Source organism: Brevibacterium sp. FME37, from assembly GCF_014897485.1.
Lineage (GTDB): Bacteria > Actinomycetota > Actinomycetes > Actinomycetales > Brevibacteriaceae > Brevibacterium.
In genome coordinates this window covers 233,028-248,707 of the sequence record NZ_JABUYE010000001.1, presented here as the reverse complement: position 1 = coordinate 248,707, position 15,680 = coordinate 233,028, and the positions used below count along the sequence as shown (strand labels likewise).

Genomic DNA, 15,680 nt, shown 5'->3' with positions numbered 1-15,680 from the left:
TTCTCCTTAGGCCTGTGCGACCGGGGAAGCGGACATGAGGTCGATGAATCGATCGAACAGGTAGCTCGAGTCGTGGGGTCCGGCTGCAGCCTCCGGATGGAACTGGACGGAGAACGCGGGGATGTCGAGGCATTCGAGCCCTTCGACCACGTCATCGTTGAGGCATACGTGGGAGACGCGCACGCGACCGAAGCTCGCGTCGTGCGGGGCCTGTGTCTCGCCGTCTAGGGGTGCGTCGACGGCGAAGCCGTGGTTCTGCGAGGTGATCTCGACCTTGTCGGTAGTGCGATCCATGACGGGGACGTTGATGCCGCGGTGGCCGAAGGGCAGTTTGTATGTGCCGAAGCCCAATGCCCTGCCCAACAGCTGGTTGCCGAAGCAGATTCCGAAGAACGGGATCTGCGCGCCGAGGACCTCGCGGAGGAGTTCGACCTGGGTATCGGCGGTCGCGGGGTCACCGGGGCCGTTGGAGAAGAAGACCCCGTCGACGCCGAGTGCCTGGATCTCCGCGAAACTTGTCGTGGCGGGCAGCAGGTGGACCTCGATGCCACGTTCGCTCAGCCGTTCGGGGGTCATCGACTTGATGCCCAGGTCCAGGGCTGCGACGCTGAATTTCTTCTCGCCGACTGCGGGGACAAGTTTGGGCTCGGTGATCGAGACCTCTTCGGCCAGTTTCGCTCCAGCCATGTGTGGTGAGGCCTGAACCTTGGCCAGCAGCTCTTTGTCCTCAACCTCGGCGGCAGGGCCGGAGAAGATGCCCATGCGCATGGCTCCCGCTTCACGCAGGTGCAGGGTCAGGGCGCGGGTGTCGACGTCGCTGATGCCCACGATCTCTGATTCTTCGAGGCGCGTGGACAGGTCTCCGATGGAGCGCCAGTTCGAGGACACACGGGAGGCGTCGCGGACGACGTAGCCGGCCACCCAGATCTTGGCTGATTCGTCGTCGTCATCGGTGATTCCCGTGTTGCCGATGTGCGGAGCCGTCTGGATCACGATCTGACGGTGGTAGGACGGGTCGGTCAGGGTCTCCTGATAGCCCGACATTGCGGTGACGAAGACCGCTTCGCCCAGGGTCTCGCCGACGGCCCCGTATGCGGAGCCGCGGAAGGTGCGTCCGTCTTCGAGGACGAGGACAGCGGGTGTGGTGGACAGTCTCATTGTGCCTCTTCGATCATTTCGCGGATGCGGGCGACGGTGGGTGTGGTGCTGGCGGAGTAGCGGGCGCGGAAGCCTGTGTCGACGAGGGTCTCCCCCAGCCGCCAGGTGATGCGCACGATTCCGCCGCGTTCGACGAACTTGCCGATCATCCCGGCGGTGGTGTCGACGGAGACGATATCGCGCCTGGGGATCAGGAAGTCCTCACGTCCGGCGAGGTCCATGACGACTCCCCCATCGGTGATGACGATCTCTCCGGTGGTGCGGATGCCGAGGCCGTGGACGGCGACTCGTTCGAGTGGGTGCCCGGCCAAGGTCGTCGATACGTAGGATCCTTCGACGGGATCGGAGACGGCCTTGATTCCCATGTGCGGTTTCGCAGGCTGCGGCATTTCGGTCTGGCTCTTCTTTCGTCGGCTCCAGCCCCAGGTGATCGCAAGGATCAGGAGGAGGAAGACGACTGCGATTATGATGACGCTTACTGGTCTGTCCATGATGCTCCTGCCGGGTGGGGTGTGCTGAGTTCGCCGCCGGAGAGCACCCGGTGGCCGTAGAAGAAGGTGTCGGTGATCGAGGTGGAGACCTCGAGTCCGGCGAAGGGATTGTTGCGGCCCTTCGTGGCATGGTCCTCGGGCACGATCGTGTGTGTGGAGGCCGGGTCGATGAGGACGATGTTCGCGCTCGCACCGATCTCGAGGCTGCCGTGACCGGTGGCCCCTGTGATCCGTGCCGGTGTTGCGGACATGACGCGGGCAAGGTCTCCGTAGTCGAAGTCGTAGTTGCGCATCGCCTCGACGACGATGGGCAGCGCGGTCTCCATGCCGACCATTCCCATGGCCGCAGCCGTCCACTCGCTGCATTTGTGCTCGGCGGTGTGCGGGGCGTGATCGGTGCCGATGACATCGATCGTGCCGTCGGCCAGCGCTTCGCGCAGGGCGGTCACGTCGGCTTCCGTGCGCAGCGGTGGGTTGACCTTGTAGACGGGGTCGAAGCTGCGGACGAGTTCGTCGGTGAGCATCAGGTGGTGCGGGGTGACCTCGGCGGTGATCTCGACTCCGCGGGACTTCGCCCACCGGATGATGTCGACGCTGCCCTTGGTCGATACGTGGCAGATGTGCAGGCGTGAGCCCACATGTTCGGCCAAGAGCACATCGCGGGCGATGATCGATTCCTCGGCCACGGCCGGCCAGCCGGGCAGTCCCAGTTCAGCCGAGACGACTCCCTCGTTCATCTGCGCGCCTTCGGTCAGGCGCGGTTCCTGGGCGTGCTGGGCGATGACTCCGTCGAATGTCTTGACGTATTCGAGGGCCCGGCGCATGAGCAGCGGGTCTGAGACGCAGATGCCGTCGTCGGAGAAGATCCTGACTCGAGCCGCCGAACGGGCCATGGCTCCGATTTCTGCGAGATTCTTCCCCTCCAGGCCGATGGTCACAGCTCCGATGGGCACGACTTCGGTGTAGCCGGCGGTCCGGCCGAGCCGGTGGACCTGCTCGACGACGCCTGCAGTATCGGCCACCGGGGCCGTGTTCGCCATCGCATGAACACAGGTGAACCCGCCCGAGGCGGCCGAGCGTGATCCGCTCAGGATCGTCTCCGCGTCCTCTTTTCCGGGCTCGCGCAGATGCGTATGCATGTCGACGAGCCCGGGCAGGGCGATCAGCCCCTCAGCGCTCACGACCTCCACATCGCGGCTCGTGGGATCGAGCAGTTCGGGGTCGACGATCGTCGATTCCCTGACCGCAATATCGGCGATTCCCTGGCCCAGCACATTCGCACCGCGGATCAGATAATCATTCATTGGTTCCCTCCTGGCCCGTCAAGAGGCGGTACAGGACCGCCATTCGCACGCTCACTCCGTTCTCGACCTGGTCGAGAATGAGGGCACGCGGTGAGTCGGCTGCTGCCGCTGAGATTTCGAAGCCGCGGTTCATCGGCCCCGGGTGCATGATGAAAGTCTCCTTCGGCAGTCCGGCCAGCCGGGCTGCCGAAAGTCCCCACAGTCGTGCGTATTCGCGTTCGTTGGGGAAGAACGATTCGTGCATGCGCTCGTTCTGGACACGCAGCATCATCACGGCCGCAAAGTCTTCGCTGTGCAGGGCCTCGTCGAGGTCGTAGTGGAGTGTCACGGGCCAATTCTCGACACCCCACGGGAGCAGAGTCGGCGGTGCCACGAGGTGGACTTCGGCGCCGAGGCGGGCCAGCAGGTGGACATTCGAGCGGGCTACCCGGGAATGGAGAACGTCACCGACGATGGCGACTTTCGCCCCGTCGAGTCCGCGTCCGCGAGGGCCCTCTTTGACAGCGCCTGAGGCGGAGAACCCGCCGAGGGCACGACGCAGGGTGAAGGCGTCGAGCAGCGCCTGTGTCGGATGTTCGTGGGTGCCATCGCCGGCGTTGACGACGGGAACGTCGATCCAGCCAGTGTGGGCCAGGCGATGCGGAGTGCCCGAGCCGGGGTGCCTAACGACGAGAGCGTCGGCTCCCATTGCCGAGATCGTCTGGATGGTGTCCTGCAGGCTCTCGCCCTTGGACACTGAAGAGCCCTTGGCAGAGAAGTTGAGGACGTCTGCTGAGAGCCTCTTGGCCGCGGCTTCGAAGGACAGCCGGGTCCGGGTCGAGTCTTCGAAGAAGAGATTGACGACGGTGCGTCCGCGCAGGACGGGAAGCTTCTTGACCTCACGTTCGGAGACCTGAGTCATCTCCTCTGCGATGTCGAGGATCGAGATAGCTTCTTCACGGCTTAAGGAGATGGTGTCGAGGAGGTGTTTCATTCGCGACCTCCCGAGATGGTGACGCCGTCTTCTCCGTCGATCTCGAGCAGGGAGACGTTGACGCGTTCACTGTTGGAGGTGGGAAGGTTCTTTCCGACGTGATCGGCGCGGATCGGCAGATCCCGGTGGCCCCGATCGACGAGGACGGCGAGGCGGACCTTGGACGGACGACCCAGATCGGAGAGCGCGTCGAGGGCTGCTCTGATCGTCCGCCCGGAGAAGAGCACATCGTCGACGAGGACCACGGTCTTGGCATCGATGCCGTCGGCGGGGATAGTGGTGGGTTCAGGTGCACGGTAGGCACCGCTGCGCAGGTCGTCACGGTACATCGTGATATCGAGGCTGCCGACGAGCTCGCCGGCCATCTCAGGTCGTGCCGAGATCGAGGCGATCTGCTCTGCCAGACGAGTGGCCAGAGGAACGCCGCGGCGCGGAATTCCGAGAAGAACGAGGTCGTCGCTGCCCTTGTTGGACTCGATGATCTCGTGGGCGATACGGGTCATTGCCCGTTTCATATCTGGGGCATCGAGCACTGTTCGCTGTGTCATGCTTCCCCTTCTCCGCCTCTCCGGACGGTGGTTAAAGGAGTGGTTCGATTCGATTGTAGACCTCAGCCGATTCGGCTCGGTTCGCGGGTCCGGATTCCGGACCCGCGGACTCAGATCAGGGTCGGCTTGACGTCCAGGACGCGTGAGAGCAGTCCTGAGATGAAGCCTGGTGAGTCATCCGTTGAGAACTGCTTGGCCAGGGACACGGCTTCGTCGATTGCCGCCTTGTCGGGCACCTCATCGTTGAAGAGGATCTCCCAGGTCCCGATCTGGAGCAGCGCCAGATCCACGGCCGGCATCCGCTCCAGGGTCCAGCCCTCAGCGTAGGTGGCGATGATCTCGTCGATCTCCTCACGATGACTCGTGATTCCTTCGACGATCTCGACCGCGTAGGCCTTCATCGGATAATCGGGGTCGTTGGACCGCATGGTCACGACCTGCTCGGTGTCGAGGCGACGTTGTCCTGCCTCGAACATCAGTTCCAGGGCCCGACGTCGGGCCCGCGTACGCGCTGACACTTACTTGACGCGACCCAGGTAGTCGCCGTTGCGGGTGTCGACCTTGACCTTGGTGCCCTCTTCGAGGAACAGCGGCACCTGGATGTCGTAGCCGGTCTCCAGCGTTGCAGGCTTGGATCCACCAGTCGACCGGTCACCCTGCAGGCCTGGTTCGGTGTGGGTGATCAACAGCTCAACCGAAGGCGGCAGCTCCACAGACAGGGCAGTGCCCTCGTGGAAGGAGATCTGCAGATTCTGGTTCTCGAGCATGTAGTTGGCGGCATCGCCGACGAGGTCTGGCGGGATGCTGACCTGGTCGTAGTCCTCGGCATCCATGAACACGTAGTCGGTGCCGTCATGGTAGAGGTACTGCATATCGCGACGGTCGACATTGGCTGTCTCGACCTTGGTTCCGGCGTTGAAGGTCTTGTCGATGATCTTGCCGGACATGACGTTCTTGAGCTTGGTGCGGACGAATGCCGGACCCTTGCCGGGCTTGACGTGCTGGAACTCCAGCACCTGCCACAGCTGCTTGTCGATATTGAGCACAAGGCCGTTCTTCAGGTCGTTGGTTGAAGCCACTAATCCGTCCTTCTTCGTGTCAGTCTTGGCCACCGCGAGGTGATTTGGTGTGTCTGGCGACAACGGGCAGTTTCGCCAAACAGCAATTCTAGCAAGCTCCTGCAGGGCCTGCCATCTCGGGCCTCAGCCCAGGTCGGTTCCGAGCATGACGCGGGGAGAGTCCTCCCCGATCTCCTGGTAGGCCGTGTGGAGGATCGAGACGTCCGGGATCTCCACTGTGGCGGGCGCGCCCACTTCGCTCAGAAGCACCATGCGCAGCATGGAGCCACGTGCCTTCTTATCTCGTTTCATCGTCTCCAACAGCTGCGGCCAGACATCGGCACGGTAGGCCACGGGCAGGCCCAGCTTGGTCAGCAGCTCACGGTGGAGGTCGACGGTCTCAGGGGGAAGGCTCTTGACCATCGCGGCCACCTCGGCGGCGAAGACCATGCCCACGGAGACCGCGGCGCCGTGGCGCCACTGGTAGCGCTCTTTGTGCTCGATGGCGTGGGCCAGGGTGTGTCCGTAGTTGAGGATCTCTCGGCGCCCGGATTCCTTGAAGTCATCGGCGACGACCTCGGCCTTGACTGCGATCGCACGTTCGATGAGCTCGCGCAGGACGGGGCCTTCCACCTCGGCGATCTCAGCCTTCGAATGGTTGCTCACCAGATCGAGGATCGCGGGATCGGCGATGAAACCGGTCTTGACCACCTCGGCGAGACCGGTGAAGAGTTCGTTCTCCGGCAGGGTCTGCAAGGTGTCGAGGTCGACGAGGACACCGGAGGGCGCGTGGAAGGAACCGACGAGGTTCTTGCCTTCGGCGGTGTTGATCCCGGTCTTACCGCCGATGGCCGCGTCGACCATTCCCAGCACCGTGGTGGGAATGTGGATGACGGAGATTCCGCGCAGCCAGGTTGCTGCGACGAAGCCGCCGAGGTCGGACACGGCTCCCCCGCCCACGGTGATGATGGCATCGCTGCGGGTGAAGTCGCTCTGCCCCAGCACCTGCCAGCAGAACGAGGCGACCTGCACGTGCTTGGCTTCTTCGGCGTCGGGGATCTCAGCCACGATCGCATCGAGACCGGTTGCACGCAGATCGTCACGAACCGTCTCTCCGGTGGCACGCAGAGCCCGCGGATGGATAACGAGCACCTTCTCGACCCGGGGGCCGAGGAGCTCGGGAAGTTCGCCCAGGAGACCCTGCCCCACGAGAACCGGATAGTTTCCGCCGGCTTCGACGTTGATGCGTGTGAGACTCATTCGTGCACTTTCCCCTTTGCTGCCTCCGGGCATGTCATGGCCGCGTTGGCTGAACTTACGAACCTGTTGCGACCCCAAGCCTAACTCTCCGACTCGCGGCCCGAGTACTTGGCATACTCCTCGGCTCGCTGCAGGCCGGTGAGGACGTCGACGACGCGGTTGACGATGGTCGAGGGATGGGAATTCGACGCATGGACACGGAACGTGGCGACCTGATCGTAGAGGGGCTCACGCTCGTTGACCAGCGACAGCCAGTTCTCCACCGGAGTTCCTGCCCCGCGCAGCAGCGGCCGGTGCGGGGAATTCAGCCTCGTCATGACGGTGTCGACGTCGATATCGATGTGCACGACCTTGATCGCGGGATGCCCCAGCTGGGCTCGGGTGCCCGGATTGAGGATCGCTCCCCCGCCCAGGGACACGATGCCTGGACGGTCGAGCAGCCTACGCAGGGCACGCCGGACGACCTCGCGTTCGATCCGCCGGAAATAGTCCTCACCGCGGTCGACGAAGATCTCTGCGATGACACCGTATTTGTCGACGATGTTGGCATCCGTGTCGATGAGCGGCAGATCGAGCCGATCCGCCAATAGCCGACCGATCGTGGACTTGCCGGCTGCGGGCGGCCCGGTCAGGACGATGCGTGATTGCGATGCCGGGACCGGTTCCAGCGGAGGAACCGGTTTCGGGTGCGGGCGCTGTGTCATTGGCCGATGTGAAGGTTCTCCGGAATGGCGGCCACGTAGGCATCCAGGTTCCGTTTGGTCTCGGCCACGGAGTCTCCGCCGAACTTCTCCACCACTGCCTCGGCGAGCACCAGGGCAACCATCGCTTCGGCGACGACGCCGGAGGCCGGAACCGCGCAGACGTCGGAGCGCTGATGGTTGGCCTTCGCAGGTTCACCGGTGACGACGTCGACGGTTGCCAGAGCGCGGGGCACCGTGGCGATGGGCTTCATGCCTGCCCGGACGCGCAGCGGGCCGCCCGTCGACATTCCGCCCTCGGTGCCGCCGGCACGGTTGCTCACGCGTCGGATCCCGTCCTCGCCCACCTCGAGCTCGTCATGGGCGGCCGATCCGGGGCGCTTCGTGGTCTCGAAGCCATCGCCGATTTCAACGCCCTTGATCGCCTGAATGCCCATCAGGGCCCCGGCGAGTCGGGAGTCGAGGCGACGGTCCCAGTGGACATGCGACCCCAGCCCGGGCGGGAGATTGTAGGCGAGGACCTCGACGGCTCCGCCCAACGTGTCACCGGCCTTCTTCGCCGCATCGATTTCGGTGACCATGCGGGCCGAGAGATCGGGATCGAAGCAGCGCACAGGATCGGCGTCGAGGGCATCCACATCGGAGGCCAGGGGCAAGGAAGGTTCCGTGGCGGAATCCACGGCATTCTCGGCGGTCCCGATGGCCACGGTGTGGGCGACCAGGGTGATGCCGAGCTCGCCCAGGAAGTTCGAGGCGATGGTGCCCAGCGCCACGCGCATTGCGGTTTCCCGTGCGGAGGCGCGTTCGAGGATCGGTCGTGCTTCGTCGAATCCGTATTTCTGCATACCGACGATATCGGCGTGACCCGGCCGCGGTCGGGTCAGCGGGGCGTTGCGCGCCTGCCCGGCGAGCTCGTCCTCGTCGATCGGGTCAGGACTCATCACGGACTCCCATTTGGGCCATTCCGTGTTCCCGACTTCAACAGCCACCGGTGAACCCAGTGTTTGACCGTGCCGGACTCCGCCGAGGAGTCGAACCTCGTCGGCTTCGAACTTCATCCGTGCTCCACGGCCGTAGCCCAAGCGGCGCCTCGCCAAGCTCGCGCGAATATCTTCCCTGGTGATAGGAACGTGGGCAGGAAGCCCCTCAATGATCCCAGTCAGCGCTTCGCCGTGGGATTCGCCTGCAGTCAGCCATCTCAACATTCAACCGATTCTACAAAATGTTTGGCGCAAGTACCGCCCCGAACCACATTCCGGATAACATCGCGGGCCCGAATGCGATCGTCGTCGCCCTCAGACTGCGCTTTGCAGCGGCGGTTATGAGGGCCACGATGCCCGCGATGAGCATCATGATGATGAAGACAAGCGCCGGTGCCCAGGCGGAGAAAAGGGTGGGCACGCAGAACACGATGAAGACGAGTTTGACGTCGCCGAGGCCCATTGTGCGTGCGTGCAGCACCCGTCCGATCAGGTAGAGGGAACCGAAGAACAGAACTCCAGCAGCACCGGCGATGAGGCCGAGGGCCCAGATCGGAGACTCCCCCAGCAGCTGCCCGAGAACGAGGACGAGCAGTTCGGTGCCGATGAGCGGATACACGATCCGGTCAGGCAGCCGGTGGACGACGATGTCGACGATGACGAGGAACGGCGTGGCTGCAGCGGCTGCGCCCAGGCTCAACGCCAGGAGCAGCCGGTCGAAGGTCCCGAAATCGGCTCCGGGACGTGTGAGGCCGGAATCGAGTGTGGTGTCCGTGCCGGGAAAGAACAGAGCCGCGGCAACAGCGAGGACCGTGCCGAAGATTGTCAGGGGCAGGGGGCGGAAGAGGCGAGTTCTGGAAAGGACGGCGAAGTGTTTGTCATCGGCCAGCCACCATGATCGGGCGCAGGCCAGGAGAACGCCGAGGACGGCGCTGAAGACTGCTGTGGCAACGATCGGCCACCCGTGGAGAACTCCGCTGTCCACCCTCGCCCGCCCTTCCCGTCCTTGTGGTCAGTCGCCTGCTGGTCGGTCGTCCGCCGGGAGGTCATCTGACGGTCGCTCGTCTGACGGTCCGGTTTGGTGTTCGAGCGCGCGATACATGGCTGCTGTGATCACAGCGCGACGGTCTGCGTCCCGGGTCGGGTTGGCAGGAGCATCCGCTGCTTCCGCTGTTGCGACCTCCGTTGCTTCGGTGGCGGCGATGAACATCTCCGACTGTGCGACGGCCTGTTCAACGAGCATCACAGTGCCTTCGACACAGATGAGTCCGTGTGATTTCGCTGCATTAAGGAACCCGGACTCGGCGGCATAGGCGACGTCTAGGGCCACTCCACCACGGAAGCCCGGTGACCATTCCAGCTGCGGGACAGCCTCGGCGGGCAGAGTCGAAATGACCACTGCAGAGGGTTCGATCAGTTTCAGCGGTGCGGTGTTCGCCGACATCCCGAGCCGTGCGCTGAGTTCCAGGACTCGGCGGGCCCGGTCAGGGTTTCTGACGAGGAATTCGACCGTGGTGATGCCCAGTTCGTGGCAGGCCATCAGCGCCGAGGCTGCGGTGGCCCCGGCACCGAGAATCGTCGCCCTGTCGGCACCGTCATGTTCGGCGGTGCTCACACCTGCTGTCGCGCCGAGGACGACGACCGCGGCCGATATCGCAGCGGTGACAGCGCCTCCCCGGCAGGTGGTCAGGCCCGGGGTCAACGCGCGCACGATTCCCTGCACATCGGTGTTGGCCACCGATGTCACCCCGTGCCGGCGAACCAAGGTGTTCGCCACTCCGGTCAGCGTCGCCGTGTCATCGAGGCCCCACCCGTGGGTGAGCGCAAGTTCGACAAGCCGTTCCTTCAGAGGCATCGTGACAGAGAACCCGACCTGGCTTGGATGAGCGGCCAGAAAGGTTTCCAGTTCATCGGCGCCGAGGTCGAAGCTGGTGTATTCGCTGCCGTGAAGACCAAGAGCGTGGAACGCCGCACGATGCAGCAGCGGCGATTTGGAGTGGGCGATCGGGCGACCGAGCACCGCTGCCGAGATCGTCATTTGTCGCCCTTGTCCTCTCCGTGCTCCTTGAGCCACTTCCGGTAGATCTCAACGTTCTTCCGGTGCTCGTCGAAGGTGTCGGCGAACTTGGTCTCCCCGGTGTCCGGGTTCGTGGCTACGAAGAACTGCCAGTCCCCCTTAGTCGGGTTGAGGGCGGCGTCGACTGCGCCGGAGCTGGGCGAATTGATCGGCCCCGGAGGCAGACCCTTCTTCTTGTACGTGTTGTACGGACTGTTGGACTTGCGCTCCTTCTTCGTCGTCGTCAGGTCACTGCGGGCACCGTGGATATATGCGACGGTCGCATCGGACTGGAGCAGTTTGCCGGTCTTCGAGTCATCCGAGATTCGGTTGAGGAAGACGCGCGCGACCTTCTTCCGGACCTCTTCATCGCCGGGTGATTCGATTTCGACGAGGCTGGCCAGGGTCATGATCCGATTCGCATCGTCGAGGTCGATGTCAGCGTTCTCGATCTCCGTCTTCGTCTTGTCGACCATGTCGGACACGATGTCCTCGGCGGTCTTGTCTTTGTTGAGATCGTAGGTCGCCGGGTACAGATACCCTTCGAGGCTGGGGGCATCGACGTCGAGGCCGTAGTCCTTCGGGGTCTTGTCGTCGATGGCTTTGTCGACCGCTTCGGCCTTCATTCCCGATTCGACCATCGTAGATTTGATCTGGTCGATCTTGCGCCCCTCGGCGATCGTGATCTTGGGAGGTTTGATCGGATTGACGATCGCCTCGACCGCTGCCTTGGAGCTCATCTTCTCGCGCATGATGATCGGGCCGGCTTGGATCGTGATGTCGCGACGTTCGACCTCATCGAGGAACGGTTCGGAGTTCATGATCACTCCGGCTTCGACAAGCTGGTTGGCCACCGAGCGCGCTGAGGACCCCGGTGGAATGTCAATCGAGACTTCGCTGGTGCCGGCGCCCTCGTAATCGCCCTTCGGTCCGAACAGGTCGTCGAAGACTCCGCCTGCGGCTCTGATGCCGAAGAATCCGCCGATGCCGAAGACCAGCACACAGATGACGACGATGGCCGTCGTCCGCCGCCTGCGCAGCATCCGGCGGTGTTTCTTTGCTTTGAGATCGGACCTGGACAGCCCTTCGTCTTCCGAGAACTCGCCTGGGAACGGGCTCATTGCTCACTCTCCTCGTCGGGCATTGCTCGACCGGCTGGCTCACCGGTGTTGTGTTCGAATTCGAGGGCATTCTGCAAGATGATCACAGCAGCTTGGGCGTCGACGATCTCACGGCGCTGCCGCGAGTTCTTCCCTGCAGCTGCGAGGGCGTGATGAGCTTCGACCGTGGTGAAGCGCTCATCGACGAGACGGATGGGTGTCGACGTGGCGACGCTGATCCGTCTGGCGAACTCGAGAGCAGTGGCTGCCGCCGCCCGGGCCGCTCCATCGAGGGATTTCGGGTCCCCGATGAGCAGTTCGATCGGCTCGTATTCGTCGATGATGTCCCGCAGCGCGCGCAGCGCAGCGGGTTCGTCGGTCCGCCGCACCACGGTCAGTGGTGTGGCGAGGATGCCATCAGGGTCGCTGCTGGCCACCCCGATGCGCACCGAACCGATGTCGAGGCCCACACGTCGGCCTCGGCGGAAACTCACTGGAGGGCTGCCTTGACCGCTGCAATGGATGCTGGGATCGCGGCGACATCGCTGCCGCCGCCCTGGGCGAGATCGGGTTTTCCGCCTCCACCGCCGCCGAGTTCACCGCAGGCCAGGGAGACGAGTTTGCCGGCCTGGTGACCTTCCTCTCGTGAGGCGGGAGTCGTGGCGACCACGACGACGGGCTTTCCATTGCTGGTCCCTATGCCAAGAACCACGGCGGAGCGTTCGGAGACGCGGCTGCGCAGGTCAGTGACGACGGTGCGGATGTCTCCGGCGTTTGAGACCTCGCCGAGTTCGGCGACGATGAACAACGTCGATCCCACGGTTTCAGCGTTGTCGAGGAACTTCCCGGCCGAAGCCAGGAGCTGCTGGGAGTTCAGGCGCGCGATCTCCTTCTCCGCGTCCTTGAGCTTGCTCATCAGATCCCCGACGCGTTCGCGCACATCGGTTCCGGGCACCTTGAGCATGTCGGAGAGCGAGGAGACGATGCTGCGTTCGGCGGCCAGTGAACGGAATGCGTCCATGCCGACAGCAGCTTCGATGCGGCGTACACCGGAGCCTACGGAAGCTTCGGACAGCACGGAGATCGGACCGACCTCGGACGAGGCACCGACATGGGTACCACCGCAGAGTTCACGGGAGAAGGGCCCGCCGATGTCGACGACGCGCACGATGTTCGGGTACTTTTCGCCGAAGAGTGCCATCGCACCGGATTTCCTGGCGTCCTCGAACGGCAGGAACTCCGTGCCGACCTCATAGTTGGAACGCACCGCGAGGTTCGCGACGTCTTCGATCTCTGCCCGCATCTGCTGACTCGGAGCTTCAGGGAAGGAGTAGTCGAAGCGCATGTAGCCAGGCTGGTTCATCGAACCAGCCTGGACAGCATGGGTGCCGAGAATCTCGCGCAGGGCAGCGTGGACGAGGTGGGTGGCGGTGTGAGCCTGCGAGCCCTGGAACCGGTGGTCGTGGTCGACGACGGCCAGGACTTCGGCACCGACGTGGATCTCACCGTCGATGACTTCGACCCTGTGTGCGGGCAGCCCCTTGATGGGATTCTGCACGTCGAGGACGCTTGCGGTGAAGCCATGGCCCTTGATCTGGCCGATGTCTGCGCGCTGACCGCCGGCTTCGGCGTAGAACGGAGTCAGGTCGAGGATGAGGTCTGCGGTCTGTCCCGTAGTCAGGACTTCCTGAGCGAGTCCGTCGACGACGATTCCGCGCACCCGGGAGTCAGCTTCGAGCCGGTCGTAGCCGACGAACTCGGAGGCACCGTCTTCGAGCAGTGCGGAGTACGCGGAGAGGTCGGCGTGCCCCCCGCCCTTCTTCGACTTCGCATCGGCCTTCGCACGTGTCCGCTGTTCGCTCATGAGGGCGCGGAAGCCCTCTTCGTCGACGTTCACACCCTGTTCGGAAGCCATCTCCAGGGTCAGGTCGATGGGGAATCCGTGGGTGTCGTGGAGGGCGAATGCGACGTCGCCGCTCAGTGTCTTGTTCGACTCCGGAAGCGAGGCCGCAGCGTTCTGGAACAGCTGAGTGCCCGATTCCAGGGTCCGCAGGAAGGCCTTCTCTTCGGCATAGGCGATACGGGAGATGCGATCGAAGTCGGTCTCCAGCTCGGGGTAGGAGAGTTTCATCGACTGCATGGACACCGGCAGCAGTTCCGGCAGAACCTCACTGGTCACGCCGAGGAGACGCATCGCACGCACAGCGCGGCGCAGGAGACGGCGCAGGATGTAGCCGCGACCTTCGTTTCCGGGACGCACACCGTCGCCGATGATGACGAGAGACGAACGCACATGGTCGGCCACGACGCGCATCTGCACATCGGCCTCATGATCGTTACCGTAGCGGTGGCCGGAGAGGCGGCTGGCGGCCTCGATGACGGGGAACACCTCGTCGATCTCGTACATGTTCTCGACACCCTGGAGCAGGAAGGCGACGCGTTCGAGCCCCATACCGGTGTCGATGTTCTTAGCGGGGAGGTCGCCGGCGATATCGAAGTCGACTTTGGAGCGAACCTCGCTGAGTTCGAACTCCATGAACACGAGGTTCCAGATCTCGATGTAGCGGTCCTCATCGGCCACGGGGCCGCCTTCGACACCGTAGTCCGGGCCACGGTCGAAGTAGATCTCGGAGCAGTAGCCACCAGGGCCAGGCTGTCCGGTGTGCCAGAAGTTGTCCTCATTGTCGCGCGGCTGGATGCGCTCGCGCGGAATCGAGGTCTCTTCGAGCCAAAGATCGATGGTCTCAATGTCGTCTTCATGGACAGTTGCCCACAGACGGTTCTTATCGAAGCCGAACCCGCCGTCGTCAACGGAATTCGTCAGCAGACCCCAGGCGAAGCGAATGGCTTCGCGCTTGAAGTAGTCGCCGAAGGAGAAGTTGCCATTCATCTGGAAGAAGGTGCCGTGTCGGGTGGTCTTGCCGACTTCTTCGATGTCACCGGTGCGCACGCACTTCTGGACGCTCGTAGCGCGATTGAACGGGGCGGGCTCCCGACCGGTGAGATACGGGATGAACTGCACCATTCCCGCGATGTTGAACAGGATCGATGGATCGGAGCTGATCACCGACGCTGAGGGGACGACTGCGTGCCCGTTCGCTTCGAAGTAGTCCAACCAGCGCTGTTTGATCTCTGCCGTCTTCATCCATGGCCTTTCACATCTTGCGTGTGCACTCTTGCACTCATCAGTGATTAGTTTAGTGGCTCATCCACATTATGCGAGGTGTCGACGCTGCGCGCCGCCGACCCGCGGGTCACCTCCAGGTCAGCTTTCAGTTCCGGTCGGTGATTGACCGGCGTGCTGATCTGGGGGTGAATGCACAACTGCCCGGAACTCGACGTTCCGGGCAGTTGATGCCGTGCGATCCCTCTGGGGTGATCAGCGCGAGTAGTGCTCGACGACCAGCTGAACGTCGACGGTCACAGGGACCTCTTCGCGCTTGGGGCGACGAACCAGAGTGGTCTGCAGACCCTCGAGGTTGACGTTGAGGTAACCCGGAACTGCAGGGAGAACATCCTTGTGTCCACCGGCTGCGGCGACCTGGAACGGATCCATCGATGCGCTGCGTTCGTGAACCTGGATGGTCTGTCCTTCCTTCACGCGGAATGAAGGACGATCGACGCGCTGGCCGTCAACGGTGATGTGACGGTGCACGACGAACTGACGCGCCTGGGCAATGGTGCGGGCGAAGCCCGAACGCAGAACCAGGGCGTCGAGACGCATTTCGAGGAGCTCGACCATGGTCTCACCGGTCAGACCGGAGAGGCGGCTGGACTCCTTGTAGATCTTGAGCATCTGAGCTTCGCGGATGCCGTACTGGGCGCGAAGACGCTGCTTCTCCTTGAGGCGGACCGAGTAGTCGCTGTCATTGCGACGACGTGCGCGGCCGTGCTCGCCTGGAGGATACGGGCGACGCTCGAAGTACTTCTCCGCTTTCGGAGTCAGCGGCATGCCGAGGGCGCGCGAGACGCGCGTCATCCGGCGGTTACGTGCTGGTGCTGGCACAGTATTACCTTTCATCAATGTAGTGTGTCTCGACCGGCCATAGGT

General features: G+C 63.6%; 16 protein-coding genes. All 16 read right to left on the bottom strand.

All coding sequences use genetic code 11. From position 1 onward, the window contains the following. Positions 1-6 precede the first annotated feature (6 nt). Complete coding sequence (gene carA / locus INT29_RS01075) at positions 7-1,158, bottom strand: glutamine-hydrolyzing carbamoyl-phosphate synthase small subunit (protein ID WP_193070477.1); 1,152 nt, start codon at positions 1,156-1,158, stop codon at positions 7-9. Then, positions 1,155-1,649 carry a hypothetical protein gene (locus INT29_RS01070; RefSeq protein ID WP_101570318.1) on the bottom strand — a complete coding sequence of 165 codons (495 nt, stop codon included), beginning with the start codon at positions 1,647-1,649 and terminating at the stop codon, positions 1,155-1,157. Before INT29_RS01070 ends, carA begins: the two co-directional genes overlap by 4 nt. Further along, positions 1,634-2,953, bottom strand: coding sequence for a dihydroorotase (locus INT29_RS01065; protein WP_193070476.1), 1,320 nt, complete (start codon positions 2,951-2,953; stop codon positions 1,634-1,636). Before INT29_RS01065 ends, INT29_RS01070 begins: the two co-directional genes overlap by 16 nt. Further along, a complete protein-coding gene (locus INT29_RS01060; protein WP_101570320.1) occupies positions 2,946-3,926 on the bottom strand; it encodes an aspartate carbamoyltransferase catalytic subunit in 981 nt (326 codons plus the stop codon). The genes INT29_RS01065 and INT29_RS01060 overlap by 8 nt, the downstream gene beginning before the upstream one ends. Further along, complete coding sequence (gene pyrR / locus INT29_RS01055) at positions 3,923-4,474, bottom strand: bifunctional pyr operon transcriptional regulator/uracil phosphoribosyltransferase PyrR (RefSeq protein ID WP_101570321.1); 552 nt, start codon at positions 4,472-4,474, stop codon at positions 3,923-3,925. The genes INT29_RS01060 and pyrR overlap by 4 nt, the downstream gene beginning before the upstream one ends. A gap of 110 nt (positions 4,475-4,584) precedes the next feature. Continuing rightward, a complete protein-coding gene (gene nusB / locus INT29_RS01050) occupies positions 4,585-4,992 on the bottom strand; it encodes a transcription antitermination factor NusB (RefSeq protein WP_101570322.1) in 408 nt (135 codons plus the stop codon). Continuing rightward, a complete protein-coding gene (gene efp / locus INT29_RS01045) occupies positions 4,993-5,553 on the bottom strand; it encodes an elongation factor P (protein WP_101570323.1) in 561 nt (186 codons plus the stop codon). A gap of 123 nt (positions 5,554-5,676) precedes the next feature. Next, complete coding sequence (aroB, locus tag INT29_RS01040) at positions 5,677-6,792, bottom strand: 3-dehydroquinate synthase (protein WP_101570324.1); 1,116 nt, start codon at positions 6,790-6,792, stop codon at positions 5,677-5,679. Positions 6,793-6,872: 80 nt separating this feature from the next. Further along, positions 6,873-7,496 carry a shikimate kinase gene (locus tag INT29_RS01035; RefSeq protein WP_101570325.1) on the bottom strand — a complete coding sequence of 208 codons (624 nt, stop codon included), beginning with the start codon at positions 7,494-7,496 and terminating at the stop codon, positions 6,873-6,875. Then, on the bottom strand, positions 7,493-8,698 hold the full coding sequence (gene aroC, locus INT29_RS01030; RefSeq protein WP_101570326.1) for a chorismate synthase: 1,206 nt from the start codon (positions 8,696-8,698) through the stop codon (positions 7,493-7,495). Before aroC ends, INT29_RS01035 begins: the two co-directional genes overlap by 4 nt. Positions 8,699-8,708: 10 nt before the next feature. Further along, positions 8,709-9,458: a prepilin peptidase gene (locus tag INT29_RS01025; protein ID WP_193070475.1), complete on the bottom strand. Its 750-nt coding sequence runs from the start codon at positions 9,456-9,458 to the stop codon at positions 8,709-8,711. A 27-nt stretch (positions 9,459-9,485) separates the two neighbouring features. After that, positions 9,486-10,511 carry a shikimate dehydrogenase gene (locus tag INT29_RS01020; RefSeq protein ID WP_193070474.1) on the bottom strand — a complete coding sequence of 342 codons (1,026 nt, stop codon included), beginning with the start codon at positions 10,509-10,511 and terminating at the stop codon, positions 9,486-9,488. Next, positions 10,508-11,650 carry an endolytic transglycosylase MltG gene (mltG, locus tag INT29_RS01015; protein ID WP_193070473.1) on the bottom strand — a complete coding sequence of 381 codons (1,143 nt, stop codon included), beginning with the start codon at positions 11,648-11,650 and terminating at the stop codon, positions 10,508-10,510. Before mltG ends, INT29_RS01020 begins: the two co-directional genes overlap by 4 nt. Beyond that, positions 11,647-12,123, bottom strand: a complete 477-nt coding sequence (gene ruvX, locus INT29_RS01010) for a Holliday junction resolvase RuvX (RefSeq protein WP_101570330.1) — start codon at positions 12,121-12,123, stop codon at positions 11,647-11,649. The genes mltG and ruvX overlap by 4 nt, the downstream gene beginning before the upstream one ends. Continuing rightward, complete coding sequence (alaS, locus tag INT29_RS01005) at positions 12,120-14,774, bottom strand: alanine--tRNA ligase (RefSeq protein ID WP_193070472.1); 2,655 nt, start codon at positions 14,772-14,774, stop codon at positions 12,120-12,122. The genes ruvX and alaS overlap by 4 nt, the downstream gene beginning before the upstream one ends. A gap of 234 nt (positions 14,775-15,008) precedes the next feature. After that, positions 15,009-15,650 carry a 30S ribosomal protein S4 gene (gene rpsD, locus INT29_RS01000; protein WP_101570332.1) on the bottom strand — a complete coding sequence of 214 codons (642 nt, stop codon included), beginning with the start codon at positions 15,648-15,650 and terminating at the stop codon, positions 15,009-15,011. Between the last annotated feature and the right edge of the window lie 30 nt (positions 15,651-15,680).

Excerpts from the sequence above, each read along its gene's own strand:
- mltG (WP_193070473.1), bottom strand. The coding sequence starts at position 11,650 with ATGAGCCCGTTCCCAGGCGAGTTCTCGGAAGACGAAGGGCTGTCCAGG.
- aroC (WP_101570326.1), bottom strand. The coding sequence starts at position 8,698 with ATGTTGAGATGGCTGACTGCAGGCGAATCCCACGGCGAAGCGCTGACT.
- rpsD (WP_101570332.1), bottom strand. The coding sequence starts at position 15,650 with ATGAAAGGTAATACTGTGCCAGCACCAGCACGTAACCGCCGGATGACG.
- INT29_RS01020 (WP_193070474.1), bottom strand. The coding sequence starts at position 10,511 with ATGACGATCTCGGCAGCGGTGCTCGGTCGCCCGATCGCCCACTCCAAA.
- INT29_RS01065 (WP_193070476.1), bottom strand. The coding sequence starts at position 2,953 with ATGAATGATTATCTGATCCGCGGTGCGAATGTGCTGGGCCAGGGAATC.
- INT29_RS01060 (WP_101570320.1), bottom strand. The coding sequence starts at position 3,926 with ATGAAACACCTCCTCGACACCATCTCCTTAAGCCGTGAAGAAGCTATC.
- INT29_RS01070 (WP_101570318.1), bottom strand. The coding sequence starts at position 1,649 with ATGGACAGACCAGTAAGCGTCATCATAATCGCAGTCGTCTTCCTCCTC.
- INT29_RS01035 (WP_101570325.1), bottom strand. The coding sequence starts at position 7,496 with ATGACACAGCGCCCGCACCCGAAACCGGTTCCTCCGCTGGAACCGGTC.
- aroB (WP_101570324.1), bottom strand. The coding sequence starts at position 6,792 with ATGAGTCTCACACGCATCAACGTCGAAGCCGGCGGAAACTATCCGGTT.
- carA (WP_193070477.1), bottom strand. The coding sequence starts at position 1,158 with ATGAGACTGTCCACCACACCCGCTGTCCTCGTCCTCGAAGACGGACGC.
- alaS (WP_193070472.1), bottom strand. The coding sequence starts at position 14,774 with ATGAAGACGGCAGAGATCAAACAGCGCTGGTTGGACTACTTCGAAGCG.
- pyrR (WP_101570321.1), bottom strand. The coding sequence starts at position 4,474 with ATGACACAGCGAACAGTGCTCGATGCCCCAGATATGAAACGGGCAATG.